This window comes from Amycolatopsis sp. WAC 04197, from assembly GCF_003947475.1.
Taxonomy (GTDB): domain Bacteria; phylum Actinomycetota; class Actinomycetes; order Mycobacteriales; family Pseudonocardiaceae; genus Amycolatopsis; species Amycolatopsis japonica.
In genome coordinates this window covers 255,808-279,486 of the sequence record NZ_QHJK01000003.1, presented here as the reverse complement: position 1 = coordinate 279,486, position 23,679 = coordinate 255,808, and the positions used below count along the sequence as shown (strand labels likewise).

Annotated in this window: 26 protein-coding genes; 11 read left to right on the top strand and 15 right to left on the bottom strand. The window is 68.3% G+C overall.

Annotation, left to right across the window (positions count from 1 at the left end):
- The first annotated feature begins 8 nt into the window (after nt 1-8).
- A complete protein-coding gene (locus DMC64_RS14345) occupies nt 9-1,463 on the top strand; it encodes a trypsin-like serine protease (RefSeq protein WP_233629656.1) in 1,455 nt (484 codons plus the stop codon).
- Nucleotides 1,464-1,520: 57 nt separating this feature from the next.
- Here DMC64_RS14345 and DMC64_RS14340 read toward each other — a convergent pair whose 3' ends face one another.
- Complete coding sequence (locus tag DMC64_RS14340; protein WP_233629655.1) at nt 1,521-1,952, bottom strand: hypothetical protein; 432 nt, start codon at nt 1,950-1,952, stop codon at nt 1,521-1,523.
- Nucleotides 1,953-2,289: 337 nt separating this feature from the next.
- Here DMC64_RS14340 and DMC64_RS14335 point away from each other — a divergent pair, with 337 nt between their 5' ends.
- Nucleotides 2,290-2,541 carry a hypothetical protein gene (locus DMC64_RS14335; protein WP_038513300.1) on the top strand — a complete coding sequence of 84 codons (252 nt, stop codon included), beginning with the start codon at nt 2,290-2,292 and terminating at the stop codon, nt 2,539-2,541.
- Here the strand turns inward: DMC64_RS14335 and DMC64_RS14330 are convergent.
- On the bottom strand, nt 2,513-3,973 hold the full coding sequence (locus tag DMC64_RS14330; protein WP_125733895.1) for an aldehyde dehydrogenase: 1,461 nt from the start codon (nt 3,971-3,973) through the stop codon (nt 2,513-2,515). The two genes, DMC64_RS14335 and DMC64_RS14330, sit on opposite strands and share 29 nt — an antisense overlap.
- Before the next feature lie 77 nt (nt 3,974-4,050).
- On the opposite strand from DMC64_RS14330, the gene DMC64_RS14325 reads away from it, so the two are divergent.
- The 3 genes from DMC64_RS14325 to ligA all read left to right on the top strand — a co-directional run bounded on the left by DMC64_RS14325 (nt 4,051) and on the right by ligA (nt 7,796).
- A complete protein-coding gene (locus DMC64_RS14325) occupies nt 4,051-4,587 on the top strand; it encodes a TetR/AcrR family transcriptional regulator (protein WP_125733894.1) in 537 nt (178 codons plus the stop codon).
- Between the two features lie 65 nt (nt 4,588-4,652).
- Complete coding sequence (locus DMC64_RS14320) at nt 4,653-5,750, top strand: calcium:proton antiporter (RefSeq protein ID WP_037338171.1); 1,098 nt, start codon at nt 4,653-4,655, stop codon at nt 5,748-5,750.
- A gap of 54 nt (nt 5,751-5,804) precedes the next feature.
- Nucleotides 5,805-7,796 (top strand): NAD-dependent DNA ligase LigA, encoded by a 1,992-nt coding sequence (ligA, locus tag DMC64_RS14315; protein WP_125733893.1) that lies wholly within the window; start codon nt 5,805-5,807, stop codon nt 7,794-7,796.
- Here ligA and DMC64_RS14310 read toward each other — a convergent pair.
- On the bottom strand, nt 7,793-8,233 hold the full coding sequence (locus tag DMC64_RS14310; RefSeq protein WP_125733892.1) for a hypothetical protein: 441 nt from the start codon (nt 8,231-8,233) through the stop codon (nt 7,793-7,795). The genes ligA and DMC64_RS14310 overlap by 4 nt on opposite strands.
- A gap of 113 nt (nt 8,234-8,346) precedes the next feature.
- On the opposite strand from DMC64_RS14310, the gene DMC64_RS14305 reads away from it, so the two are divergent.
- Entirely contained in the window at nt 8,347-8,904 is a 558-nt protein-coding gene (locus DMC64_RS14305) for an SLATT domain-containing protein (protein ID WP_158634215.1), read from the top strand.
- 66 nt (nt 8,905-8,970) lie between these two features.
- Here the strand turns inward: DMC64_RS14305 and DMC64_RS14300 are convergent, their stop codons facing one another.
- The 4 genes from DMC64_RS14300 to DMC64_RS14285 are packed head-to-tail and all read right to left on the bottom strand — an operon-like array spanning nt 8,971 to nt 13,842.
- Nucleotides 8,971-10,101 carry a family 2 encapsulin nanocompartment cargo protein terpene cyclase gene (locus DMC64_RS14300; protein ID WP_125733890.1) on the bottom strand — a complete coding sequence of 377 codons (1,131 nt, stop codon included), beginning with the start codon at nt 10,099-10,101 and terminating at the stop codon, nt 8,971-8,973.
- Nucleotides 10,102-10,118: 17 nt separating this feature from the next.
- Nucleotides 10,119-10,982: a geranyl diphosphate 2-C-methyltransferase gene (locus tag DMC64_RS14295; RefSeq protein ID WP_037338179.1), complete on the bottom strand. Its 864-nt coding sequence runs from the start codon at nt 10,980-10,982 to the stop codon at nt 10,119-10,121.
- Between the two features lie 53 nt (nt 10,983-11,035).
- Nucleotides 11,036-12,424, bottom strand: coding sequence for a family 2B encapsulin nanocompartment shell protein (locus tag DMC64_RS14290; protein ID WP_037338180.1), 1,389 nt, complete (start codon nt 12,422-12,424; stop codon nt 11,036-11,038).
- On the bottom strand, nt 12,421-13,842 hold the full coding sequence (locus DMC64_RS14285) for a family 2B encapsulin nanocompartment shell protein (protein WP_125733889.1): 1,422 nt from the start codon (nt 13,840-13,842) through the stop codon (nt 12,421-12,423). The genes DMC64_RS14290 and DMC64_RS14285 overlap by 4 nt, the downstream gene beginning before the upstream one ends.
- Nucleotides 13,843-14,357: 515 nt before the next feature.
- Here DMC64_RS14285 and DMC64_RS14280 point away from each other — a divergent pair.
- Nucleotides 14,358-14,969, top strand: a complete 612-nt coding sequence (locus DMC64_RS14280) for a class I SAM-dependent methyltransferase (RefSeq protein ID WP_125733888.1) — start codon at nt 14,358-14,360, stop codon at nt 14,967-14,969.
- Between the two features lie 43 nt (nt 14,970-15,012).
- A complete protein-coding gene (locus DMC64_RS14275) occupies nt 15,013-15,444 on the top strand; it encodes a hypothetical protein (protein ID WP_125733887.1) in 432 nt (143 codons plus the stop codon).
- On the opposite strand, the gene DMC64_RS14270 is transcribed toward DMC64_RS14275, so the two are convergent.
- Both DMC64_RS14270 and DMC64_RS14265 read right to left on the bottom strand, forming a co-directional pair.
- Nucleotides 15,390-16,238, bottom strand: a complete 849-nt coding sequence (locus DMC64_RS14270; protein WP_125733886.1) for an MBL fold metallo-hydrolase — start codon at nt 16,236-16,238, stop codon at nt 15,390-15,392. The genes DMC64_RS14275 and DMC64_RS14270 overlap by 55 nt on opposite strands.
- Nucleotides 16,232-16,810, bottom strand: coding sequence for a TetR/AcrR family transcriptional regulator (locus tag DMC64_RS14265; protein ID WP_125733885.1), 579 nt, complete (start codon nt 16,808-16,810; stop codon nt 16,232-16,234). Before DMC64_RS14265 ends, DMC64_RS14270 begins: the two co-directional genes overlap by 7 nt.
- Nucleotides 16,811-16,880: 70 nt before the next feature.
- Here DMC64_RS14265 and DMC64_RS14260 point away from each other — a divergent pair, with 70 nt between their 5' ends.
- Nucleotides 16,881-17,774, top strand: a complete 894-nt coding sequence (locus DMC64_RS14260; RefSeq protein ID WP_125733884.1) for an NADP-dependent oxidoreductase — start codon at nt 16,881-16,883, stop codon at nt 17,772-17,774.
- A 6-nt stretch (nt 17,775-17,780) separates the two neighbouring features.
- Here the strand turns inward: DMC64_RS14260 and rraA are convergent, their stop codons facing one another.
- On the bottom strand, nt 17,781-18,260 hold the full coding sequence (gene rraA / locus DMC64_RS14255) for a ribonuclease E activity regulator RraA (RefSeq protein ID WP_125733883.1): 480 nt from the start codon (nt 18,258-18,260) through the stop codon (nt 17,781-17,783).
- Nucleotides 18,257-18,862 (bottom strand): TetR/AcrR family transcriptional regulator, encoded by a 606-nt coding sequence (locus DMC64_RS14250; protein WP_125733882.1) that lies wholly within the window; start codon nt 18,860-18,862, stop codon nt 18,257-18,259. The genes rraA and DMC64_RS14250 overlap by 4 nt, the downstream gene beginning before the upstream one ends.
- A 60-nt stretch (nt 18,863-18,922) precedes the next feature.
- Here DMC64_RS14250 and DMC64_RS14245 point away from each other — a divergent pair, with 60 nt between their 5' ends.
- A complete protein-coding gene (locus DMC64_RS14245; RefSeq protein WP_037338197.1) occupies nt 18,923-19,159 on the top strand; it encodes a hypothetical protein in 237 nt (78 codons plus the stop codon).
- On the opposite strand, the gene DMC64_RS14240 is transcribed toward DMC64_RS14245, so the two are convergent.
- On the bottom strand, nt 19,143-19,763 hold the full coding sequence (locus DMC64_RS14240; protein ID WP_125733881.1) for an NAD(P)-dependent oxidoreductase: 621 nt from the start codon (nt 19,761-19,763) through the stop codon (nt 19,143-19,145). The genes DMC64_RS14245 and DMC64_RS14240 overlap by 17 nt on opposite strands.
- Nucleotides 19,760-20,650 (bottom strand): EamA family transporter, encoded by an 891-nt coding sequence (locus DMC64_RS14235; RefSeq protein ID WP_125733880.1) that lies wholly within the window; start codon nt 20,648-20,650, stop codon nt 19,760-19,762. Before DMC64_RS14235 ends, DMC64_RS14240 begins: the two co-directional genes overlap by 4 nt.
- A gap of 79 nt (nt 20,651-20,729) precedes the next feature.
- Between DMC64_RS14235 and DMC64_RS14230 the strand changes: the two genes are divergently transcribed.
- The gene (locus DMC64_RS14230; RefSeq protein WP_073843278.1) at nt 20,730-21,617 is read left to right on the top strand and encodes a LysR family transcriptional regulator; all 888 of its coding nucleotides are present in this window, start codon (nt 20,730-20,732) and stop codon (nt 21,615-21,617) included.
- Nucleotides 21,618-21,921: 304 nt separating this feature from the next.
- Here the strand turns inward: DMC64_RS14230 and DMC64_RS14225 are convergent, their stop codons facing one another.
- Together DMC64_RS14225 and DMC64_RS14220 are read right to left on the bottom strand one after the other, a co-directional pair.
- Nucleotides 21,922-22,782 (bottom strand): NAD(P)-dependent oxidoreductase, encoded by an 861-nt coding sequence (locus DMC64_RS14225; protein ID WP_125733879.1) that lies wholly within the window; start codon nt 22,780-22,782, stop codon nt 21,922-21,924.
- Nucleotides 22,783-22,792: 10 nt separating this feature from the next.
- A complete protein-coding gene (locus tag DMC64_RS14220) occupies nt 22,793-23,668 on the bottom strand; it encodes an NAD(P)-dependent oxidoreductase (RefSeq protein ID WP_037338208.1) in 876 nt (291 codons plus the stop codon).
- Nucleotides 23,669-23,679: the final 11 nt, after the last annotated feature.

The following is a 23,679-nucleotide window of genomic DNA, read 5'->3' as shown; positions in this document are numbered from 1 at the left end:
GAGATCTCGTGCGGAGAGCTAGAAGACTGGGGGCCCTGGTCGTTTCGGTGCTGGCGGCGGCCACGGCACTGGGCGGCTCGGCGTCGGCCGAAACCGTGCAGTCGTTCCACACCTCGCTCGACCCCGCTTCGGTGCGGGAGTCGGTGCGCTATCTCGTCGAGAACTACCGAGTGAGCGAACAGGAGGCGTTGCGCCGCCTGGAATTGCAGACCGACGGCGGCAAGCTGGACGAACTGCTGCGACGCGACCGCGGCGCCGAGTACGGCGGCATGTGGCTCGACCAGGACCGGGGGCAGCTGGTCGTCGCGATGACCAAGCCTGCGGCGGCCGAGCCGTATCTGAGGGCGATGCCAAGGCGTTCCGCAGTTCGCACGCAACAGGTCCAGCACTCGTTGCAGCAGCTCACAGCGGCGAAGGAACGCGTCGCGGCCAAGGTCGGCGCGGGACCGGACGCGGTCTACCTCCCGTCGGTGAGCGAGTCGGAAAACCGTGTCGTGCTTTGGGAACGCGACTGGGTAGCGCGGGCGAAGGCGGCCGTGGCCACCGAGACGAGCACCGCGCAACGGGCCACGGCGGAGGAATCCGGCATGGTCGTCTCCCGGGTGCTGAAGAATCCGAACGCGCTGGCCACGCCGAACGTGGATCTCGGTTTCTGTCATCCGCTCTACTGCACGAACTACGGTCCGATGCGGGGCGGCCTCCGGCTGGACATGAAGCGGGACGACGGCACCTGGGGCGGCTGCACCAGCGGGTTCAACCTGCGCTCCACCGGTGGCGGTTTCCCCGGCAAGGGCTGGGTGCTCACCGCCGGGCACTGCATGCGGACGAAGACCAACAACACGCCGACCCAGCACAACGGCAATGACGTCCTGCAGCAGCACGGCATCGAGAAGAGCTCGTATCCGTACGACTACGCGGCCCTCCCTTACGTCAACGACGCGGCATCGACGAAGTGGCTCGAAGGCCAGACCGGCCGCAACCGGGTGCTGAAGTACTGCCGCAACGGAGGCATGGACAGCAACGGCGACACCCCGTGCGGTGCGCAGGCCACCTCGGTGGACGAGTACATCACCGGCGCGCGCAAGCTCGCCGAGATCAAGGCCGGATATGTCGTCTGTGCTTCCGGCACGGCGTCGAGCAAGGTGAACTACCCCGATTCCGTCGACAGCGGAGCGGGCGCCGGCTACCTCGTCGGGACCCGCTGCGGCCGGGTCCTGTCCACCGATGTCGGCATCAACACCGACCTGTGTGCTCGTCCGGGCGACAGCGGCGGACCGCTGTTCAGCCAGGCCGACCACGCGGCGTTGGGCATCCTGGTCGGCAACCAGCAGTCCCGCTCGGGCCCCTGCCAGGCCGGTGAGCTGAACAACTACGCGCCGATCGAGACGATCACGACCGATCTCAGCGAGCGGATCGCCAGTCAGGGATCCACCTTCGCGGTGATCACGACTCCGAACGGCTGATCTCGCCAGTAACTGGAGGCCCCCTTCGTCGCGGACGCGGTGAAGGGGGCCTTCGCGTCACCTGGTCAGCAAGGGACCTTCGTAGCGCAACGCGTCATCCTCGCCGTACACCCGGACCGTCAGCTCCGGCGGCTCCCAGGGCGCGAACACCTCTTCGATCGTCCGGGGCGCCGGCCCCAGGTCCACGTCCACGGCGAAAGTGTGGGCCACGATCTCGGCCTGGACGACGACGCCGTCCGCGTCGGTTACGTCCAGCCGGGTCACCCCGGGATCGATCGCTCCCAGCGCGCCCGGCCGCGCGCTCCACACCGCGAACCCGCGCTCCGTGGTGTCACTCCCGTATCCGGTGCTCATGATGTTGAACAGCGTGCTTTCTCCCGCCCGGAAGACGCATTCCGCCTCGACCCCCGAATCCTGGTAGGCCAGCATCCGCCCGTCCCCGGTGCTGGTCCCGATCCGGGCTCCGGTGTGCCACCCCTCGTATGACACCTGGCCCGCCGATCCCGAGGACCGGTAAAGCTCCGTCAGGGCCGTCAGTTCCGCGATCCACCGCGTGGTTTGTTCATCACTTGCCGGGGCCACTACGTGTGTGCCCTCCTCTCCGACTGTCCACAATGGTCACCATCGAGGCTGGCACACCCGGATGTCGATCACATCGGGGTTTCCCCGGAGATCGCCCCGCCCACTGCACGGTTCGGTGCAACCGGCGTCGGTGATTAGGCCGAGCAGAGCAATCTCGCGGTATCCCCGTCATGGGTGATCCGGTCGCCCGTCGGAGTGTCGCCGGGGCAAACCGGCGACACTCCGAAGCAGAGGGGTACGGCTGATGACCGCGCAGCGCACGATCACGGACGAGATCGGCGAAATCGGTGTCTGGCTGATGGGCGAGTTCGGCGGCCGGTTGCCCGCGAACGTGATCAGCCGGGTGCTCAACGCGAGCAAGCGCGACCTCGAAGGCCGCATCGACCCCGAAGAGCTGGGCGAAATGTTCCATACGCTCTGCCGGTTCCGCCTGCAGCGGATCCTGGCCGCGGACGAGCGGATCACGGTCAAGATCCCGGACGCTCGCCTTTCGTGACGGTCTTGAGCTCGACGTACTGCGCGAGGCCGGCCGCGCCGTATTCACGGCCGATGCCACTGGCCTTGTAGCCGCCGAAGGGACCGTCGAAGCCGATTGGCGCCCCGTTGACGGTGACCGTTCCGGTGCGCATCCGCCGTGCGACGGCGAGCGCGCGGTCCTCGTCGGCCGACCAGACGCCGCCGGAGAGCCCGTACTCGGAGTCGTTGGCGATGCGGACCGCGTCGTCCTCGTCCGTATAGGGGATGACGACGAGCACGGGCCCGAAGATCTCCTCCTGGGCGATGCGCATCGTGCTGTCGACGTCGGCGAACAACGTCGGCGTGACGTAGTTGCCCTTGTCCAGGCCTGCCGGGATTCCCGAGCCTCCGGTGACCAGGCGCGCGCCCTCGGCGATTCCGATCTCGATGTAGTCGCGCACCCGCTGTTGCTGGTCCGGCCGCACCATCGGGCCGATGAAGGTCTTCTCGTCGGCCGGGTCGCCGACCACGAGCGATTCCATCATCTCCTTGAGCCCGGCGACGACCTCGTCGTACCGGTCGCGCGGCGCGAGGATCCGTGTCTGTGCGATGCAGGCTTCGCCGTTGTTGAGCAGCGATCCGAACTTCAGCCCGGCGATCACGTCCTCGAGGACGGCGTCGGGCAGGATCACCGCCGCGGACTTCCCGCCCAGCTCCAGGCTGACCCGTTTCAGCCGCTCCCCCGCCAGTGACGCGATCCGGCGGCCGGCGGCGGTCGAACCGGTGAACGCGATCTTGTCGACACCAGGGTGCTTCACCAGGTATTCGCTGGTCTCGCGGTCCGCGGGCAGCACGCTGATCACTCCGGACGGCAGCCCGGCCTCCTCGAGCAGGTCCGCGAGCAGGCTCATGCTGAGCGAATTCTCCGGCGAGACCTTGAGGACGACGGTGTTCCCCGCGAGCAGCGCCGGGACGATCTTGGCCATCGACGCCGAAAACGGCGAGTTCCACGGGATGATCGCGGCGACCACTCCGATCGGCTCCCGCCGCACGATCGAACGGAACGGCGCGGACGGGTCCGAGGGCGTGAGCGTCTCCTCCCACCCGAATTCCTCCGCCGCCTTCAGATACGAGACGGCGAGCCGTCCCACTCCGGGCTGTCCGGCCTTGGTGAACCAGAGCGCGGAGCCGTTCTCGGCCGAGATGAGTTCGGCGATCTCGTCCGCGCGGGCCTCTCTCAGCGCGTTCAGCCGTCGGAGCACCGCGATCCGCTCCTCCGGCGGAGTCCGTGGCCACGGGCCTTCGTCGAAGGCGAGCCGGGCCGCGGCGACGGCACGGTCGACGTCGGCCGGAAGAGCTTGGACGACGCGTCCGAGAACCGACTGGTCATGCGGGGACACGATGTCCAGCCGCGCGGGATCGCTCGGTGCCGCCCACTCGCCTCCGATGAAGAGCCTGTGGTTCGTGATCATCGTTCTACCTCGCTAACTGTCACAACTGAGTAGCACTTATGACAGTTAACGACACAGCTGCGTGATACATTCCCGACATGAGAGCCGACGCGACGCGCAATCTCGAAGCCGTCCTGACCACCGGCGCGCGCATGCTCGCTCACGACCCCTCGGCCAGCATCAACGCGATCGCCGCCGAAGCCGGTGTCGACAGGCGCACCGTCTATCGGCGCTTCGCCTCCCGCGAGGAGCTCCTGGCCGCCATCTACGACTCACGGCTGACCGCGGTCGAGCAGGTCGTTCAAGCCGCCCGGCTCACCGAGACGGCTGTTCCTGTGGCCTTGCACCGCTACATCGAGGGCATCATCGAGGTCAACCGCGCCTGGCCGGTCGAACTGACCCGAATGCGCGCCGAACCCGCCATCCAGGACCGCCGGAACCGGCTCTCCGCCGAGGTGGAGACGTTCCTGCAGCGGGCCACCGACGAGGGATTTCTCCGCGCGGACGTCCCGGACGGCTGGGCGGGCAGGCTGCTGATCCAGCTCCTCCATCTCGCTTCGCGGGAGGACATGGACGCCCCGCGCGCCGCCGATCTGCTCGTCGAGACCTTCCTGAACGGGGTCGGCGCTCGCTAAGAACTTCGTCACCCCGCGACCCCCATGGAGCGGCGACGTCACGCAGAGTGTGCGAAGGTGGCGGCATGGCCGCTTCCCACAGGCGATTCCCCCTGTCCTGGACCACCGTCATGCCGGTCGTCGCCATCGTCGTGCTGGCGCTGAGCTGGGGCCGCGACCTGGGCGCGGTGCCGGTGATCATCGTCGCGCTCGCGCTCGGCGGGACGGTGCTGGCCGCGGTGCACCACGCCGAAGTGGTGGCGCATCGCGTCGGGGAGCCTTTCGGCTCGCTGGTGCTGGCGATCGCGGTCACGGTCATCGAGGTCGCGTTGATCGTGACGATGATGTCCTCCGGCGGCCCTGAGGCCGGGACGCTGGCCCGCGACACGGTGTTCGCCGCGGTGATGATCACCATGAACGGCATCGCCGGTATTTCGCTCATGGTCGGCGCCCGTCGGTACGGCGAGACGCACTTCAACCCCGAAGGCAGCGGCGGCGCGCTCGCCACGGTGGCGACGCTGGCGACCGTCAGTCTCGTGCTGCCGACTTTCACCACCAGCACCCCGGGGCCGGCCTTCAACGGCACGCAGCTCACCTTCGCCGCCGTCGCCTCTCTGCTGCTCTACGGCCTCTTCGTGCTCACTCAGACCGTGCGTCACCGCGACTTCTTCCTGCCCGTCGACAGCGAGGGCTCGGTCAAGGAAGAGGAACACGCCGAGCCGCCGACAAACAAGGCCGCGCTCACCAGCCTCGGGTTGCTGCTCGTGGCGCTGGTCGCCGTGGTCGGCCTGGCGAAGGTCGAATCCCCCGCCATCGAAGCGGGGGTCAGCGCGGCGGGCTTCCCGCAGTCGTTCGTCGGCGTCGTGATCGCCATGCTGGTGCTGCTGCCGGAAACGCTGGCCGCGACCAGGGCCGCGCGGCGCGACCGGATGCAGACCAGCATCAACCTCGCCTACGGTTCGGCGATCGCGAGCATCGGGCTCACCATCCCGACCATCGCGCTGGCGTCGATCTGGCTGGACGGGCCCCTGCTGCTGGGCCTCGGCGCGACCCATATCGTGCTGCTGGCGCTGACGATCGCGGTCAGCGTGCTCACCGTCGTCCCCGGCCGCGCGACCCGGCTGCAGGGCGGGGTGCACCTGGTCCTGCTGGCCTCGTTCCTGGTGCTCGCCATCAACCCGTGACACGAGTCCTCTTCGGACCGGGTTCTGTCGGAGGTCCCGGGTAATCTCAGCCCCGTGAACGCTCGGGACCGCATCCAAGAACTCGCCGATCAGATCGTCGTCCTTCGCGACGCCTACTACCGAGGCTCGCCGAAGGTGGCCGACGCCGACTACGACGCGATCGAAGACGAATTGCGCGGGCTCATCGAGGCGAATCCCGAGCTCGCCCCGGAGCCGAACCCGCTCGACCAGGTCGGCGCGCCCGCGGTCCTGCACGCGCCCATCCGGCACTCGCGGCCGATGTTGTCGCTGGAGAAGGCGACCAAACCCGAGCAGGTCGAGGCGTTCTTCGCCCGGTTCCCCGGGCAGCCGGTGGTCGTCATGCCGAAGCTCGACGGCCTGTCGCTCGCCCTCGTCTACGAGAACGGCCGGCTCGCCAGGGCGGTCACCCGCGGCGACGGGACCACAGGCGACGACGTGACGATGCTGGTCCGGGCGCTGACCGACGGCGTCCCGGACAAGGTCGACGCGCCCGGCCGGGTCGAGGTCCGTGGCGAGGCCGTCATGTTGCGTTCCACTTTCGCCGCCTACAACAAGGTCCACCCGGACAAGCCGCTGATCAATCCGCGCAACGCCGCCGCCGGCACCCTGCGCGCGAAGGATCCGGCCACGGTCGCCGAGCGGCGTCTGCAGTTCTTCGCGTTCGACCTCTCCACGGAACCCGACAGCGCGGAAACCGATCTCGACGGTGCGCTGCGGACACTCGGATTCGCCGCCGCCGACATGCGGCACTGCGAAGACGCCGAGTCGGCGCAGGCCGTCATCACGACCATCGAGCAGCAGCGCAACGATCTCGACTACGACCTCGACGGCGCGGTGCTGCGCCTGGCGGATCGCGACGCGTACGCCGCCGCCGGAACGCGGTCCAGCTCACCGCGCGGGGCGCTGGCCTTCAAGTTCGCCGCCGAGGAGAAGACCACCGTGCTCGCCGACGTCGTCTGGGACGTCGGCAAGACCGGCAAGATCGCGCCCGTCGCGTGGCTGGAGCCGGTGTTCGTCGGCGGGACCACCGTCACGCGGGCGACGTTGGCCAACCAGGAGGTCATCAAGGCCCGCGGGATCAAGATCGGCGACACCGTGCTCGTGCGGCGCGCCGGCGACGTGATCCCGTTCGTGGCCGGTGTCCTCGACGCCGCCAAGCGCACCGGCGAGGAGCGGGAGATCGTGCCGCCGTCGGTGTGCCCGTCGTGCGAAGAGCCGCTGACCGAACAGGGCAACAGCCGGGAACTGTTCTGCACCAACGTCGCCTGCCCCGCCCAGACCGTCCGGCGGCTGATCCACTGGGCGTCGCGCGCGGCCGCGGACATCGACGCGATCGGCGGCGTCTGGATCGAGCGGCTCGCCGAAGCCGGGATTCTCGAACACCCGTCGGACTTCTACCGGCTCACCAAGGAAAAGCTGCTGGAGTTCGACCGCATCGGCGACATCTCCGCCACCCGCATGATCGAGTCGATCGACGCGAGCCGGGCCGTCGGCCTGCGCCGCGCGCTGATCGGTCTCGCGATCCCGATGGCTTCCGAAGGCACCGCCGCGCGGCTGTGCCGGGCCGGGTTCGGTTCGCTGGAAGCCGTCGTGGACGCGGGCGAAGAAGGTCTGGTCGCTGTCGAGGACATCGGTCCGAAGGTTGCGGCGTCCCTCATCGAGCACCTCACCCGCCTCCGTCCCGAGCTCGAGCGGCTGCGCGAGGCCGGTGTCTCGCTGGACGTACGGGAAGAAGACCTCCCGCCGGTCGTCGCGGCCGGCGCTCCGCTGGAAGGCAAGACGGTCGTGGTCACCGGATCGATCAGCGACCCGCGCTCCGGTGAGAAGGTGCCGCGCCCGACCTTCCAGCGGCTGTGCGAAAAGGCGGGCGCGACCATCGCGTCGTCGGTGTCGGCGAACACGGACCTGCTCATCACCGGAGCCGATGTCGGCGCGAGCAAGCTCACCAAGGCCGAAAAGCTCGAAGTCGAGGTCGTGGACCAGGGCGTGATCTGGGGCCAGCTGATCGAGGCCGGCGTCGTCTAGCCGACGGGCGGGTCCAATGCCTGAAGCTCGGAGTGCGCGGCTTCACGAAACCGAGCCCAGTGCTCGTGCAGGTAGTCCCAGACGAGCTGACCATCGGGTGTCCCGTCCCAATAGGCTCGGTTGAGCTGGTCGGCCAGTTCACCGAGCGGACCGGCGAGACCGGTCGGCGCGATCAACGCCAGCCGGTTGTGCAGGAACCACATGCGATGCGAAAGCTCTGTCGACCGCTCGGCCCCGTCCGCGGTCGCGCGCTCCATCTCCTGGTAGACCTCGAGGTATCCCTCCACTGCGAGACGCAATTCCGTTCGGCGGTCCGCCGCGCGCACCAGGCGTTCCCTGCGTTCGGCGGACCGCCCCGCCACGTGCTGGCTCACGATCGTGCCCGCGGCGCCGATCGCTGTTCCCAGCAAGGTCCCCACCACCAGAAGCCAGTTCATGACTGCTAGTCGTGGGCACGTCCATGCCCGTTAACGCGGTTTCGGTTGTAAGACCCACTGTTCCGTCCGCGATATCACTGGGAGCATCGGCCGCACGGGAGAGGAGACGGACATTGGGCGATCAGGGACAAGGCACCGGGATCACAGACGAGCGCTACGAACCGCTTGTTCGCGAGCTCGTCTTGATCCAACAGCAGACCCACCAGATAGCCAGGACCCAGTTCGTGCAGTCGCGGATCTGGTGGACCATCAATCTGCTCGTCGGCCTGCCCGCCGCCGGCGTGGCCGCCGCGGCCGGCGGGCTCGCGCTGTCGGGCGCGAGCCGCGCCGGTCTGGTCGGTGTGCTCGCCCTGGTCTCCGCGACACTGGGATCGTTCCAAACCGTGCTCGGCGCGCAACGGCGCCAGTCGAACGCCGAGCGCTGCGGGAATTCCTATCTGGAAGTCCGCAACGCGGCGAGACGGCTCGCCCGGATCGATCTGGAGACGATGGACTATTCCGACGCACGGCGCACCCTCGAAGAACTGACCCGGCGACAGGAGGAGGTCAATCGTTCGGCGGATCCGCCGTCGTTTCTCGCGATGCGCGTCGGCAGGAAGCTGGCCTACGGAAGCGACCTCCATCCTGATCTCCAGCCCAAAGACGCGTTCGCGATCCCGGCCCAGCCGTGAGCGGTCAATCCGCGTTTAGTCCTCTGAATGCGGAAGTTCGTACCGCGAACTACCGCATCCAGAGGACTAAACGCTGGGCTTCGTCCGGTAGCGCGGGCTCGTCGAGTGCCATTCGAAACCGCCGCCCATCCAGCCCCGCAACCCGCGCAGGAACCGTTGCAGCTCAACGGAAGGAACCGCGCTCAGCTGCTCGTGGGCGGCCTGAAAGTCACGCACGACGTCGTTGTGCAGCTCGACGGTGATCGCCGTGGCCTCTTCGATCGTGCATTTCCGGTCGTCGGCGATCAGCAGGACCGCGTTGCAGGGCGGCGATTCGTCCTCCAGATCCTTGGTGACGGAGTGGACGTCGTTGACGAGCACCGCCGCCGTGCCCGCTTGGATCGCCGCCTCGCGGACCCGAGGGTCGTAGTAGAGGTTCGACGTCAGTTCGTATCCGCCGAGAACGTCGATCAACGTCATCGAGGTGTAGAAGCTGTCGTGCTGCCGAGCGGCGAGATACTCCCACGCGGGCGGGTATTTCCCGCTGTGACGCCACGCCGCGTAGGCCGTCCAGCTCACGAACATCGCGAAGGTCGAATAGCAGACACGCTGGACCTGCGCGGCCGTCCCGGATCGCCGCAGGAAATCCGTCGCCGAGCCCAGCGCCACCAGGACCCGGTCGTTTCGCAGCGTTTCGTCGAGGTCTCGGCTGAATTCGCCCAGCGACGGCACCGGATCCATCGCGGCCATCGCCAGCGCGAGCTTCGGCGGCAGCTCGGCCGGCACCGCGCCGAGCGACGTGTCGTCGGCGTAGAGGTCGTCGGCCGCCCACCAGGCGGCGTTGAGCTTCGCCGAGATCAACAGCCGCTCGGGATCCTCGCAGTCCGGATGGGCGAGCATGACGAGCCTGCCGAAGCCCGCCTTCCCGATCTGCTCGCACTCCTCATCGGAGAATCCGCACTCCCCCGCCCACAGCACCAGCCGCCGGTCGACCTCCACGGCGAGCGGGTCGTTGATCCGTTCGGTGACGGGGCAGTACAGCGGCGGCGCCGACCCGTCACCCCACGGCCGGTACGCGTAAGCCGGGTCGAGACCGGGTTCCTCAGGTACCGGAGCCTCCTGAGGAACCGCGGTCAGCCGGGCCGCCAGCCGGGCGGCGGACGTACCCAGCCCGCTCGGACCGGCCAGCAGTGTGGCGAGCGCACCCTGTTCGGTCATCGCTTCGCTCTCCAGGTTCAGACGCGGTCCGCGGCGATGAGCAGATAGTGGAAGCTGCCCTCGCGGTAGGCGTCCAGGAACGGTCCTTCGATCCCTGTCGCCACCGAAGACTTCGCGCGCAGCTCCCAGTACGGGATCGTGTCCGGCGTCAGATCCACCACCGAGATCGGCACCAGGTCGTTGGCCGTCATGGCCTTGAAGTACTCGCTGCGCGGATGGATGTTGCACGTGTAGTGCTGGTCGATCTGCGCGACGGCCTTCGACCGGCCGCCCGTCACGTCGTTGTAGCACCCGGTGATGGTGACGTAGCGGCCGCCGAACTCCAGCTGTCGCGCGTGCTCGGCGAACAGCTCGTGGAGGTCCACGTACATCGTGCTTTCGTTGTTCCAGATGGCCTTGCGCGAGCCGCTTTCGAAGCCGGTGTCGAGCATGTTGCGGAAGTGGTAGCGCACCCGGTCGGCGACGCCGCGGATATCCGCCTGGTGATTGGCGAACTCGACCTGCTTCTCCGAGATCGAGATCCCGTCGACGTGGCAGCCGAACCTCGCGTTGGCCATGATGCTGGTCCCGCCGCGCCCGCAGCCGGCGTCGAGGAGGTGGTCGTCCGGTTTGACGTCGCCGAGGTGATCGAGCAGGACGTCGGCCTGCGCCGTCTCCAGGCGGTGCATTTCGGCGATGATCCGCTCGTCGCGGGTCTCTTCGGGGCCTTCCAGCACCGACCAGTCGACCTCGCCGACGCCGTAGTGGTGGTGATAGAGCCCGTCCACATCGCCCAGACGCAGGTTGACCGGGTCCTTCTCCTTGTTCCAGTACGACGCCACCGACTTCTGATACTCGGTGCGCAGAACCTTGGCGGGAGCGGGAGTACGGGCGATGGTCACGTGCGTGGTCCTTTCTGGAGCGTTGTTGTTCGTTGTCGTCGCGGGGCGAGGGGTCACCGCGCGACCTCGACGTTCTCCAGCACACCGAGCGCGTCGGGCACGAGCACGGCGGCGGAGTAGTAGGTGCTGACCAGGTAGCTGGCGACCGCCTGATCGGAGATGCCGTCGAAGCGCACGTTCAGTCCGGGCTCGTACTCGTCGGGCAGGCCGGTCTGGTGCAGCCCGATCACGCCGTTGTCCTCCACGCCGGTCCGCATGGCGAGGATCGAGGACGTGCCGTTCTCGGTGATCGGGATCTTGTCGCAGGGCAGGAGCGGCACCCCGCGCCACGCGGCGACCACCTTGCCGTCGACGGTGGTGCCCTCCGGATACAGGCTGCGACGCGTGCATTCCCTGCCGAACGCGGCGATCGCGCGGGGATGGGCGAGGAAGAACTTCGTCTTGCGGCGGCGGCTGACGAGTTCGTCCATGTCGTCGGGTGTCGGCGGGCCGGACCGGGTCTGGAAACGCGACTTGAGATCGGCGTTGTGCAGCAACCCGAACTCGCGGTTGTTGATCAGGTCGTGCTCCTGCCGCTCACGCAGCGCCGAGATGGTCAGCCGGAGCTGCTCTTCGAACTGGTCCATCGGCCCGTTGTAGAGATCGGTCACCCGTGTGTGCACCCGGAGCGCCGTCTGCGCGACGGCCAGGTCGTACTCGCGTGGCGAGATCTCGTAGTCGACGAACGTACCCGGCAGCAGCGGTTCACCGTCGTGTCCGGACGACATCCCGATCTCGGCCTCGCCCTTGGCGTTCTGCGGTTTTCCCTTGTGCGACAGCATGTCCTGCACATGACGGCGCATCGCCTCCGACCGGCCGTTGAGGTCGGCGAAGTCTTCGGCACGCAGGGTCAGCACGATCACCGGGGTGACGGCCTTGGCGGTGAAGGGCCAGTTCCGGTCGATACCGGCGAGCATCTCGTCGCCGAAATGGTCGCCGTCGGCCATGCTGCCGACGGAGGCATCGGCACCGTACTCACCCGGCACCACCTTGGCGATCTTGCCGTGCGCGACCAGCACGACCTCGTCGAGCGGAGCGCCGTGGCTGACGATCGTCTCGCCGGGTTGGTACTCGTGCTGCACGAACCGGTCGGCGAGCGCGGTGAGCGTGTCCTCGTCGTCGAAACCCCTCAGCAGGGCCAATTCCGCGAGTTCCTGCGGGACGACCCGGACCTCCGTGCCGACGTTGGTGAAGCTCACCCGTCCGTCGCCGATCGCGTAGGTCAGCCGCCGGTTGACCCGGAAGGTGCCACCGGTCGCCTCGACCCAGGGCAGCATCTTCAGCAGCCAGCGCGGCGTGATGCTCTGCATCTGCGGCCGCGTCTTGGTGGTCGTCGCCAGGTTCCGCGCGGCGGCTGGGCCGAGACTGAGCCGCCGGTCGGCCTCCGGCGTCGCGGCGGTCATCCTTCGCGGCCGAGTTCGGCGGCTTCGAGGACGGCCAGCGCGTCCGGTACGAGCACGGCGGCGGAGTAGTAGGTGCTGACCAGGTAGGAGATGATCGCCTGCTCCGAGATGCCCATGAACCGGACGTTCAGTCCGGGCTCGTATTCGTCCGGCAGGCCGATCTGACGCAGGCCGACGACGCCCTGGTTCTTCTCCCCGGTGCGGATCAGCAGCACGGAACTGGTGCTGGTCTGGCTCACCGGGATCTTGTTGCACGGCAGGAGCGGGACGCCGCGCCACGACGGCACCTTGTGCCCGCCGAGGTCGGTGCCGGTCGGGTAGATGCCGCGTTTGCTGCACTCACGGCTGAACGCGGCGATCGTGCGCGGATGCGCGAGGAAGAAGCCGGGGTCCTTCCACACCAGGGCGAGCAGGTCGTCGAAGTCGTCCGGCGTCGGCGGTCCGGTGCGCGTCGCGATCCGCTGGGTGAAGTCGGCGTTGTGGAGCAGGCCGAAGTCGGTGTTGTTGATCATTTCGTGCTCTTGCCGCTCACGCAGCGCTTCGATGGTCAGGCGCAACTGCTGTTCGGTCTGGTCCATCGGCTGGTTGTAGAGATCGGACACCCGGCTGTGGACCCGGAGCACGGTCTGGGCGACGCTCAGTTCGTATTCGCGCGGTGAGGTCTCGTAGTCGACGAACGTGCCCGGCAGCAGCGGCTCACCGTCGTGTCCGGACGAGATGTCGATCTCGGCCTCGCCGAAGTCGTTGGAGCGTCCGGAGTCCTGCGAGGCCTGCTCGATCTGCGCCTGCAGCGATTCGGACTGTTCGAGGACGCGCTCGAAGTCCTGACGGGTCAGGGTGAGCACGGTGCAGGCGGTGGACGCCTTCGCGGTGAACTCCCAGATGCCGTCGTCGTCCACGAGGGCCTGCGCGCCGAAGTAGTCGCCGTCCTTGACGACGCCGAGCGCGGTCTCGTCACCGTAGTGACCGGGACCGGTTTTGCTGATCTTGCCGTGCGCGATGAGGAAGACCCGATCGGCGCGGTGCCCGAATTCGACGAGTACGTCGCCGGCCGCCACTTCCTGCTGTTCGAAGCGGCGTGCGAGTTCGGCGAGGACCTCTTCGTCGTCATATCCCTTGAGCGGTTTCAGTTCACCGAGTTCCGCCGGGATCACGCTGACCTCGGTGCCCGCCTTCGAGAAGGTCACCCGCCCGTCGCCGACCGCGTAATTCAGCCGCCGGTTGACCCGGTAGGCACCGCCGTTCACCTGAACCCATTCGAGGGACTTCAGCAGCCACCGGGACGAAATTCCCTGCATCTGCGGAACGGATTTGGTCGTCGTCGCCAGGTTGCGCGCGGCGGCGCGACCCAAACTCAGCTGCGGGTTTTCCGACCCCTGGACACCTTCGGCGGAAGTGCCCGATTCGGTCACGGTCACAGCAAGGTCCACCCTTCGATAGTCGTGTGAACAAACAAGATCCACAAATCGCGGCGTGCCGGTCATGCCCCGAAGTGCGGAGCCGCAGGATCAACATAGCAAGGGGTTTTTCCCACACAAGCGCACTTTCAGGTAATACGACAAGGCCACCCGAATGCCGATTTTCCCATTGCGCAGGAAATCTTTTTTTCACGTCACTCGGCGCTTTATGTCCGCCACGCAATCGGGCCAGTAATTGTGCTGAGGTGTCACGCGGGGCCGCGCCGAAACTCCCCGCCGTGCCCGCGACACGGCCGTTGGAGTGGCCACACCGGACTCTTTCGGGTCGCCTCCGCGTCCTCGTTCGCCACTGGCTTGACAGACAGCGACGAAACAGAGGGTGGCGTCCGGACACTCCGTCGGGTCATGGTTCAGCCGTTGCTGACGTATCAGCGATGGCTGTACTGTCCCGCGCGTGCCGACCCGAATCGGCGCCGAACCCTGGTCTCCCTCCTCGATGGAGTGAAAGGAGCGCCATGACCCCGCCCGCACGGTGGAACCGGTACTGGGACGGCAAATCCCGCAACTACGACCGGGAAATGCAGTTCATGGACCGGAAGCTCTTCGGTGATTCGCGGGCGTGGGCCTGCGGACAGGCCACCGGCGACGTCCTCGAGGTCGCCGTCGGGACCGGCCTGAACCTGCCGCTCTATCCCGACGGGGTCACGCTCACCGGCATCGATCTCAGCGACGGGATGCTCGCCATCGCCCGCGGCCGCGCCGAACGCCTCGGCCATCCGGTGACGCTACGGCGCGCCGACGCGCACGACCTGCCTTTCGAAGCCGATTCGTTCGACACCGTGGTCTGCACGCTCGGGCTCTGCGCCATCCCCGACGACGGCAGGGCGTTGCGGGAGATGGCCCGGGTGCTCCGGCCCGGTGGCAGGCTCATCCTGCTCGACCACATCGTGAGTTCGTCCCGCGCGGTCCGCGGTCTGCGATGGATCGCCGAGAAGATCACCGTGCCGATGGCCGGCGAGCACTTCCTCCGGCGGCCGTTCGACAAGATCGGCGATCTCGGCCTGGCCGTCGAACAGCGGGAGCGGTTCAAACTCGGCCTGGTGGAACGGCTCGTCGCCCGCAAATGAGCCGTGTCATCGGAATTTCATCGACGCGGACGATCCTGAGGACGTGACCTACCCTCAGCAGCAGTCGCCAATCTGGCAGCAGTACCCCGTCGCACCGCCGAAGAAGACGCCGAACACCGGGCTGATCGCCGGGATCGCCGCCGCGGCGCTCGTCGTCACCGGCGGAGCGATCGCCGTGACCGTCGCGCTCGTCACCGGCGGCAGCGCCCCCGAGGTCGACCCCGACCCGTTTTCCGCACAGGCCGGGGACTGCCTGTCGGCCGACGAAGACGCCGGCTCCAACGGCGCGTTCAGCTCCAGCGCCGTGCGGGTGCACTGTTCGGACGATTCGGCCAACTACACGGTGATCGCACAGCTTTCGAGCGGGTCCGGCTCGGATTGCAACGCCGTGCCCGGCTACGAGTACGGCAACCCCGTCGTCTACGACTTCACTTCGGGGCAGTCACGCGAACTCTGTCTCATGCCGAAAGACTGAGTGAGACGCTGTACCTGCCCGGCGTGCAGATCGCTCACCCACTCCCATCCCGGTTCGGCCGACGAGCCGATCCGCGGGTCGTCGGGAGTACGGCCGTCGCGCACGGCGTGGACATACGCCCGGTCCAGGTCGATCCGTGCGCGCGTCTGGCCGGGACCGCCGACGGCCCCGTGGCCGGGCACGACGGCCTCGACGTCGTCGGCCACCTCTTCGAGCAGCCGGAGCCCGGCCAGGTAGTCCCCGAGCGGATCGGCGGTGTCGTCGAACATCGGCACCAGGACGTCGGAGAGCATGTCGCCGGCGACGAGAACCCCGTGCTCCTCGACCACCAGCGCGGCATGGCCGGGAGCGTGGGCCGGATGCTCGACGATCCGCAGTTCCGGGCCGTTCCAGGGAATCCGCGTGCTTCCGACGGGCAGAGCGATGACGAGGCCGAACAGCTCGAACGGCACCTCACCGGCGATCTCCGGTGGCAGCCCTTCGGCGAAGTCGGCCTTCCAATCCTCTTTCGACCGAAGATCGCGCAGATAGGCGGCGCAGCGGTCCGTTCCGTAGCGGGGCGCGTCGCCGAACGCGGCGTGCCAGAGCGCGTGATCCCAATCGGGGTGGGTCGCGAAACCCGCCACCACGCTCCGTCCGGACCGGGCCAGGTCGTTCGCGAGGCAGGCCATCTCGTCTTCGGTGATCCCGGGATCGACGAGCAGCACGCCTTCCTCGCCGTCGACGACGATCGTGTTGTTGCGGAGCAGCGCACTCTGGTGGACCAGCACACCGTTCGCGACCTGGGTCAGCATGCTCCGGTGACCTCCCAGGCCGCTTCGATCATCCGGAAGATCTCGTCCACCGCGGCCTCCGGATCGGCCGCTTCCCTGCCGATCGAGTAGGCGTCGAGCACGAACCTCGCGATGGTCCGGCAGGCGGTCGCGGACCGCGCCGACTCCGAATCGGCCGCGATGGCCGCCGCCAGCGACTCCGCGTGGCGCAGCCTCATCGCGTCCTCGTACTCCCGCAGCGCGGGCGATCCGTCGATCATCCGCCAGATCGGGGCGGCGCCCTCCGCGGTGCAATGCCGCACCATCGCGTGAACCTCACGGCACAGTGCGGGGATGAGCGGCTCTCCAGCCTGCCGTTCGGTGACCGCCCGCGTGAGGCCTTGCTCGAAGTTCGCGTCCTGCTCGAACACCAAAGCCTCTTTCGAGGCGAAATGGGAGAAGAGGGTCGTGACGGCGACGTCGGCCTCCGCGGCCACCTCGCGGATGCCGACCGCGTCGTATCCGCGCTCCAGGAAAAGCCGCAAGGCGGTCTCGGCGATCTTCTGACGGGTCGCGGCCTTCTTCCGCTCGCGACGTCCGGTCGGCGCTGTCATGCGGTGAAGCTACCAGATACAAAACAACAACCGTTCCAAAACACTAACCGTTAGTGCTACGGTCGGTCGCATGAAGCAAGTGATCTTCACCGAGTTCGGTGGACCTGAAGTCCTGCAGCTCGTCGACGCCGAAGAACCGCACGCAGGCCCCGGCCAGGTGCGCATCGCCGTACGAGCGGCCGGAGTGAACCCCGTCGACTGGAGAATCCGCGAAGGGCAGGTCCTCGGCGCACACCCGACCGTGCTGCCGTCCGGCGTGGGCCTCGACGCCGCCGGCGTGGTGGACGAGGTGGGCGAAGGCGTCGACGGGGTCGCGGTCGGCGACTCCGTGTTCGGCGAGGGTTCGAGCACCTATGCCGAGTTCGCCGTCCTGTCGGCCTGGGCGGTAATGCCCGACGGGCTCACCTTCGAGGAGGCGGCCGGATATCCGTCCGTCGTCGAGACCGCGCTACGGCTCATCCGCGAAGCCGATGTGCGAGCCGGCGAGACACTGCTGGTCAGCGGCGCGTCCGGCGGAGTCGGCTCGGCGGTACTGCAGATCGCGCGTGAACGCGGCATCACCGTGATCGGCACGGCGGGCGCCGGGAACCAGGACTATCTACGGGATCTGGGCGCGCTCGCCACGACCTATGGCGAAGGTTGGGTGGACCGGGTGCGGCGGCTGGGCCGGGTCGACGCCGCCCTCGATCTGGCCGGGTCAGGCGTGCTCGCGGAGCTGGTCGAGCTGGCCGGGGATCCGGGCAGGGTCCTCTCGATCGCCGATCTCGGCGCGCCCGAATTCGGCGTCCGCTTCTCCGGTGTGGCCGGGAGCGTGCCGGACGCGCTGGCCGAGGCCGTCGACCTCATCTCGCGGGGGAAGCTGCACATCCCGGTCGAGAAGTCCTATTCGCTCGCCGATGCCGCGGCGGCACATGCCGACAGCCACGCCGGGCACACCCGCGGCCGCCGGGTCATCGTCGTCTGAGCGGGGTCAGGCGGCGGGAAGGATCACGACGCCGTCGTCGTCGGAGTAGAGCGTGTCGCCGGGAGTGAAGGTCACTCCCCCGAAGCCGACCGGGACGTCGACAGCGCCGACGCCCGCCTTGGAGCTCTTGCGCGGGTTGGTGCCGAGCGCCTTCACCCCGAGCGGGAGCCCGGCGAGCTCGGCGCTGTCGCGTACCGCGCCGTTGACGACGATGCCGGCCCAGCCGTTGTCGACGGCGGACTTCGCGATCATGTCGCCGGTGAGCGCGCTGTGCAGGGAACCGCCGCCGTCGACCACCAGGACGGCGCCGTCACCCGGGGTGGCCAGGAGTTTCTTGACCAGGCCGTTGTCCTCGTGGCAGGAGACGGTGCGGATCGGGCCGGAGAAGGCCCGGTGCCCGCCGAACTGCCGGAACTGGGTGTCGCAGACGCGCAGCCGGTCGCCGTGTTCGTCGACGAGGTCGGCGGTGGTGAAGGAATCGATCACGGTTCCCGAGTGTAGGGCGGGAAAAGCGTGTCCAGCGCGTGGGTGAGGATGGCGGCGGGATCCGCGGCGGGCGCGACCGTCTGACGCAGCGCGAGGCCGATGCCCAGGGCACCGAGCATGACGACGGCCTGATCCAGCGGCAGGGCAGGTTCGAGACGCAGGCGACGGGTGTGCTCGGCGAGCAGGGCGACCACTTCGTCGTCGTGCCGTCGCTGGATCGCCGCGACCAGTGCGGCGGTTTCCGGTTGCTGCGCCGTCGCCGCGAGCACCTCCGCGGCCGCCGCGCTCCACTTCGCCGCGTCCTTGTCCGCGACGTCGACGGGGTTCAGCGCCGCGATCACCTCGTCGCGCGAAGTGGCCTGAGCCAGCGCTTCGCGCAGTCCCCGCAGATGGCCGTCCGCGTCGGCTTCGATGATCGCCAGCCACAGCCCTTCCTTGCCGCCGAAGTGCTTGTAGACGGCGCCGCGCGTGTACCCGGCGTCGGCCGCGATCTCCTCGACCGTGGCCGCGAGGAAGCCGCGCCGCAGGAAGACCTGGCGTCCGGCTGCCAGCAGGTGTTCGTGGGTGCGGCGCTGCTGCTCGGCTCGCGTCAGCCTGGTCATCGTCTCGCATTCAGTAACGGAGTGTTTCTGGAAACGCGACGTTACTGTACCGTCGTCCGCATGGACTTCCTGGCACCGGTGGCGGCGTTTCTGAGCCTTCCCCTCTTCCTGGCCGGATTCGCGTGGTACGCCGTGCGTGCCCGGCGTTGCGGTGTCAGCCAGTCCTTGCTCGCGCCGATCGAGGAGATCTGGGATCCGATCGCGCACAAGACGAACATCGAGATCCAGATCGAGGCCGAGCGGAGTCCGGAAACGCCCTCCCCCGGCGATCCGCCCGACTTCAGTAGCCGACGGTGAAATGCCGGTCCCGCGCCGGATTCTCGAGTTCGTCGACGATGGCGACGGCGAGATCCTCCGCCGAGATCCGGGACGATCCGTCCGGCGCGGCGAGGATGGTCGTCGTCCCTCGGCGGTAGGTCCCGGTCCGGACGCCGGGCTCAAGGAGCGCGGGCGGACTGAGATAGACCCAGTCGCCTGTGTGCGCTTCGCAGGCTTGGAGCTGCGTCGTGCTGGCCGAGGCGATGGTCCGCCACGCCGCAGGGACGAACGCCGGATCGTCGATCACCAACCCGCCCGAAGGCGAACGCAGCGGCCCCGCGCCGCCGACGACCAGGACACGGGTGCCGGCCGCCGCGTCGAGCAGGGCCGTGACCGTGGCGGCGACGGTGTCTTCCGCGCCAGGCTGAGGTCTCGTCGCGCCCACGACGGCGTCGACTCCCGCGAAGACGGCGCTCATCCGATCGACGTCGGTGGCGTCACCGCGCACGACCTCGACGCCCGGATGCGGTGATTTCGGCGGGGTACTGCGGAAAACGGCGGTGACGTGGTGTCCACGGGAAGCGGCTTCGGCGACGACGCGGGAACCCGCCATCCCCGAGGCTCCGACGACGGCGATCTTCATCGGACGGCACCCTTCGGAGTGATCTGGCCCGCGACGATCGAGGCCAGGGCGAGCGCGAACCCGGCGAGCTGGACCGGGCCGAGCGACTGACCGAGGAGCGCGGCGCCGAGCAGCGCGGCGACCATCGGCGAGAGCAGGCCGAGAACGGCGACCGAGGTGACCGGCAGCGACGTGATACCGCGGAACCACAGGACGTAGGCGAGCAAGCCGCCGATCAGGCCGAGCCAGAGGTAGCCGAGAGCCGCGTTCAGGTCGATGGCGGGCGGGGCTCCTTCGAACAGGAAGGTCACCGGCACCAGGAACAATCCGCCCGCGGTGAGCTGCCACGAGGCGAAGGCGGTCGGCCCGACGTCCGCGGGGCGTCCCCAGCGTTTGGTGAGCGTGACGCCGAGTGCCATCGTCGCGGCGCCGCCGAGGCCGGCGATCACGCCGAGGACGTCGAAGCCCGCGGCCGGCACGAGAACCACCAGCCCGACACCCACGATCCCGACGATCCCCCAGGCGAACCGCCACGCGGACGGGCTCTGCTGAAGTACGGCCACGGCGAGGATCGCGACGAGCAGCGGCTGGGCGGCGCCGAGTGTGGCGGCGACTCCGCCGGGCAGCCGCTCGGCGGCGACGAACAGCAGGGGGAAGAACATCCCGATGTTGAGGACACCGAGCGCGGCGGCCTTCAACCACCAGGTGCCGCGCGGGAGGGTGCGGGTGATGGCGAGTGCGATGAGTCCGGCGGGCAGGGCGCGCATGAGCCCGGCGAACAGCGGGTGCCCCGGCGGGAGGAGTTCGGTGGTGACCACATAGGTCGTCCCCCAGACCATGGGGGCGAAGGCGGTCAGCGCGGTACCGGCGAGACCGGCGGCGAGCGGTGTGGTCGTCAGCGTTTTCACGCTTCTCAGCTTCGGCCTTGCGGATCAATGAGTCCAACACATGTTTGTCACTTGATCCATCGTGATTCAAGATGGGTCCATGGAGCTTCAGCAGATGCGGTACGTCGTGGCCGTGGCGGAGACGAACAGCTTCACTCGGGCCGCGCAACGGTGTCTCGTCGTGCAGTCGGCGCTGAGTCACCAGATCGCCCGGCTGGAACGCGAACTCGGCGCGAAGCTGTTCGAACGCACGAGCCGCCGAGTGCGACTCACCGCCGCGGGCGAGGCGTTCCTGCCCGCCGCCCGGCAATGCCTCGAAGCCGCCGAACGGGCCGGTTCGGAGGTCGCGGCGGCCGTCGGCGAGATCCGCGGACGGCTCACCGTCGGGGTGATCCCGACCGTCGCGGCGGTCGACGTCCCGGCCGCCCTGCAGACCTTCCGCAGCCGGTACCCGCATGTCCGGATCGGGCTGCGGGTCGGGGCGAGCGGGCAACTGGTCGAGCAGATCAAGGACGGCGCGATCGAAGTGGCGTTCCTCGGCCTCCCGGTGACCGATCGGCCGGACGGCGTGGCCACCTGCGAACTGGGGCGCGACGACCTGATCGCCGTGGTGGCTCCAGGACATCCGCTCGCCGCGGAGTCCGAAGTGGACTTGAAGCGGCTTTCGTCCGAAGTGTTCGTGGACTTCCCGTCGGGATCGGCGGGGCGGGCACAGACGGATCAGGCGTTCGCCGCGGCCGGGGTGACGCGGGAGGTGGCGTTCGAGGTGACCGCAGCCGACTTCATGGCGCGGCTCATCCATCAAGGACTGGGGGTGGCGCTGCTGCCGTCGAAGTACGTGCCGAACCTGACCGACGTCGTCACCGTGCCGGTGCGGGACGCGCCCGCGCGGATCGAGCACCTGGTCTGGAACCGCTTCACCGTCACTCCGGCGGCGAAGGCCTTTCTGGAGGTGCTGGGCGTGGTGAGTGGTAAGGACGATTCTTGAGGGGACTGTCCGAAAAGGACACACTTCGCACAGTGCTGCCCAGGGGTCGTGAGTGGCAATTGTCGTTCTAACCCTCTTTACCACTCACGACTCGCCATGAAATCGGACTTAAAGGCACAACCCAGGCGTGTGCCACCCGCTTACTCCTCAATAGAATCGTCACGAGACGCGCCCCACCACGTCACCGCCGCCCTTGCTCGCTTGAAGTTCGTGAAGGCCTCCTTGCCTACCCTGAAGGTAGGGAAGGAGGCCTTCACGGACCTGCGGCCAACGGCCCACAAGCAGCAGGTACCCAAGACAGCGCCTACTTGACGTCCGCCTTGATGATCTCGAACAGGCTGGTCCACGAGCTACGTCCGTGACCCGCGGCGATCGCCCGGTCGTAGTGCGACTTGATCGCCTCCGGCAGGACCAGGTCGATCCCCGCGTCCCGGCTCGCCTCGACGATGTGGTCGGCCGTCGCGCCCATCATCGTGACGTTGGCTTCGTCGCCGGGGTGCTCGCCCTTCTCGATCTGCTCGGCCGCGGCGTCCAGGTAGAAATCCATCGTCCTGAAGTTGTCCTTGGCGTACGGGACGAACTTCTCCACCGGCACCCCGGCCGAGCGCACCAGCGCGCTCGCGTGCATGAACACCGAAAGCGAGGTCAGGAAGACGTCCAGCTGCGCCTGGTAGAACAGCTGTGCCAGCCGCACGTCCTCGCCGAGGTAATCCGGCCGCCCGATCAGCGCCAGGGTGTCGCGGTGCTTCTCGAACGCGTCGGTGGGGCCGCTGTAGAAGACATACGCCTCGTCCTTGCCCACCAGTTCGGCGGGCACCATCACTCCGCCTGCGACGAACCGTGCCCCGCGGGCCTCGACCCATTCGGCGGCTTGGCGGGTCTTCTCCGGGGTGTCCGAGCTGAGGTTGACGATCACCTTGCCCGCCAACGCCTCCTCGGCCTTCCCGAGGATGTCGTACATCGCGGCGTAGTCGGTGAGGCTCAACAGCACCAGCTCCGACGCCGACACCGCGTCCGCCGGAGTCTCGGCACGCACGGCACCGGCGGCGACGACGCCGTCCGCGCGGGCGGCGGTGCGGTTCCAGACGGTCACTCCGTGGCCGTTCTCCAGGAGCACCCGGACCATGGCCTGTCCCATCGGGCCGAGCCCGATCAGTGTGATCATTGTTCTTCCCTTACTTCTTGAGGAGTTCGATGACGCCGATCAGGTCTTCGGCGCCGTGTCCGCCGGCGACCCGCTCGTCCATCAGCGACTGGAGCGGCGTGAGCAACTCGGCGCTGATGCCCTGGTCTTTCGCCGCCTGCGCGAGGTTCGGGTAGGCGGCTGCCTGCATCCCGATGTTCGACACGACGTCGGTCACGTAGTCGCCGTCGTCGATCTGTTCGGCCGAGCGCTCCAGGAAGCCGCCCATCGCGTCCAGCCAGCCGCGCAGCAGCGGCGCGAATTCCCGCGCCTTGACTCCGGCCGAGCCGACCAGCGCGTACGCCTGGATGACGCCGATGAAGTACCCGTACATCCCGCTGAGCAGCGCGATGTCGTGCAGCGGCGCCAGTCCGGGATCGGCGCCGAGGTAGTTGACGCCGCCGAAGGTGTCGAGCGCGGTGCGGGCGTGGCCGAAGACGGTGCCCGATCCGCTGTAGAAGACGAACGCCGCCGGCGTGCCGATCATCGGCGGGACGGCCATGATCCCGCCGTCCAGGTAGGCCGCGCCCAGTCCCTCCGCCCAAGCGCTCATTTCGCGGGCCTGGCCGGGGGTGCCGTTGGTCAGGTTGATCAGCTGCCGTCCCTCGAGCTCCGCCGCCACCGGGTCCAGGACCTCGTGCACCGAGTCGTAGTCGAGCAGGCAGGCGATCACGATCGTGTTCGCCGCGAGAGCCTCCGAGATGGTCGAAGCGACCGAAGCTCCCTTCGCCGCCACCGCCTCGGCCCGGCTCGCGGTCCGGTTCCAGGCGGTGACCGGATGGCCTGCCGCCAGTAGTGCTTCTACGAGCGCGGTTCCCATCGCGCCCAGCCCCAGCACGGTCACCGGGGTCTTTCCGTGTTCGCTCATGGGACCACCGT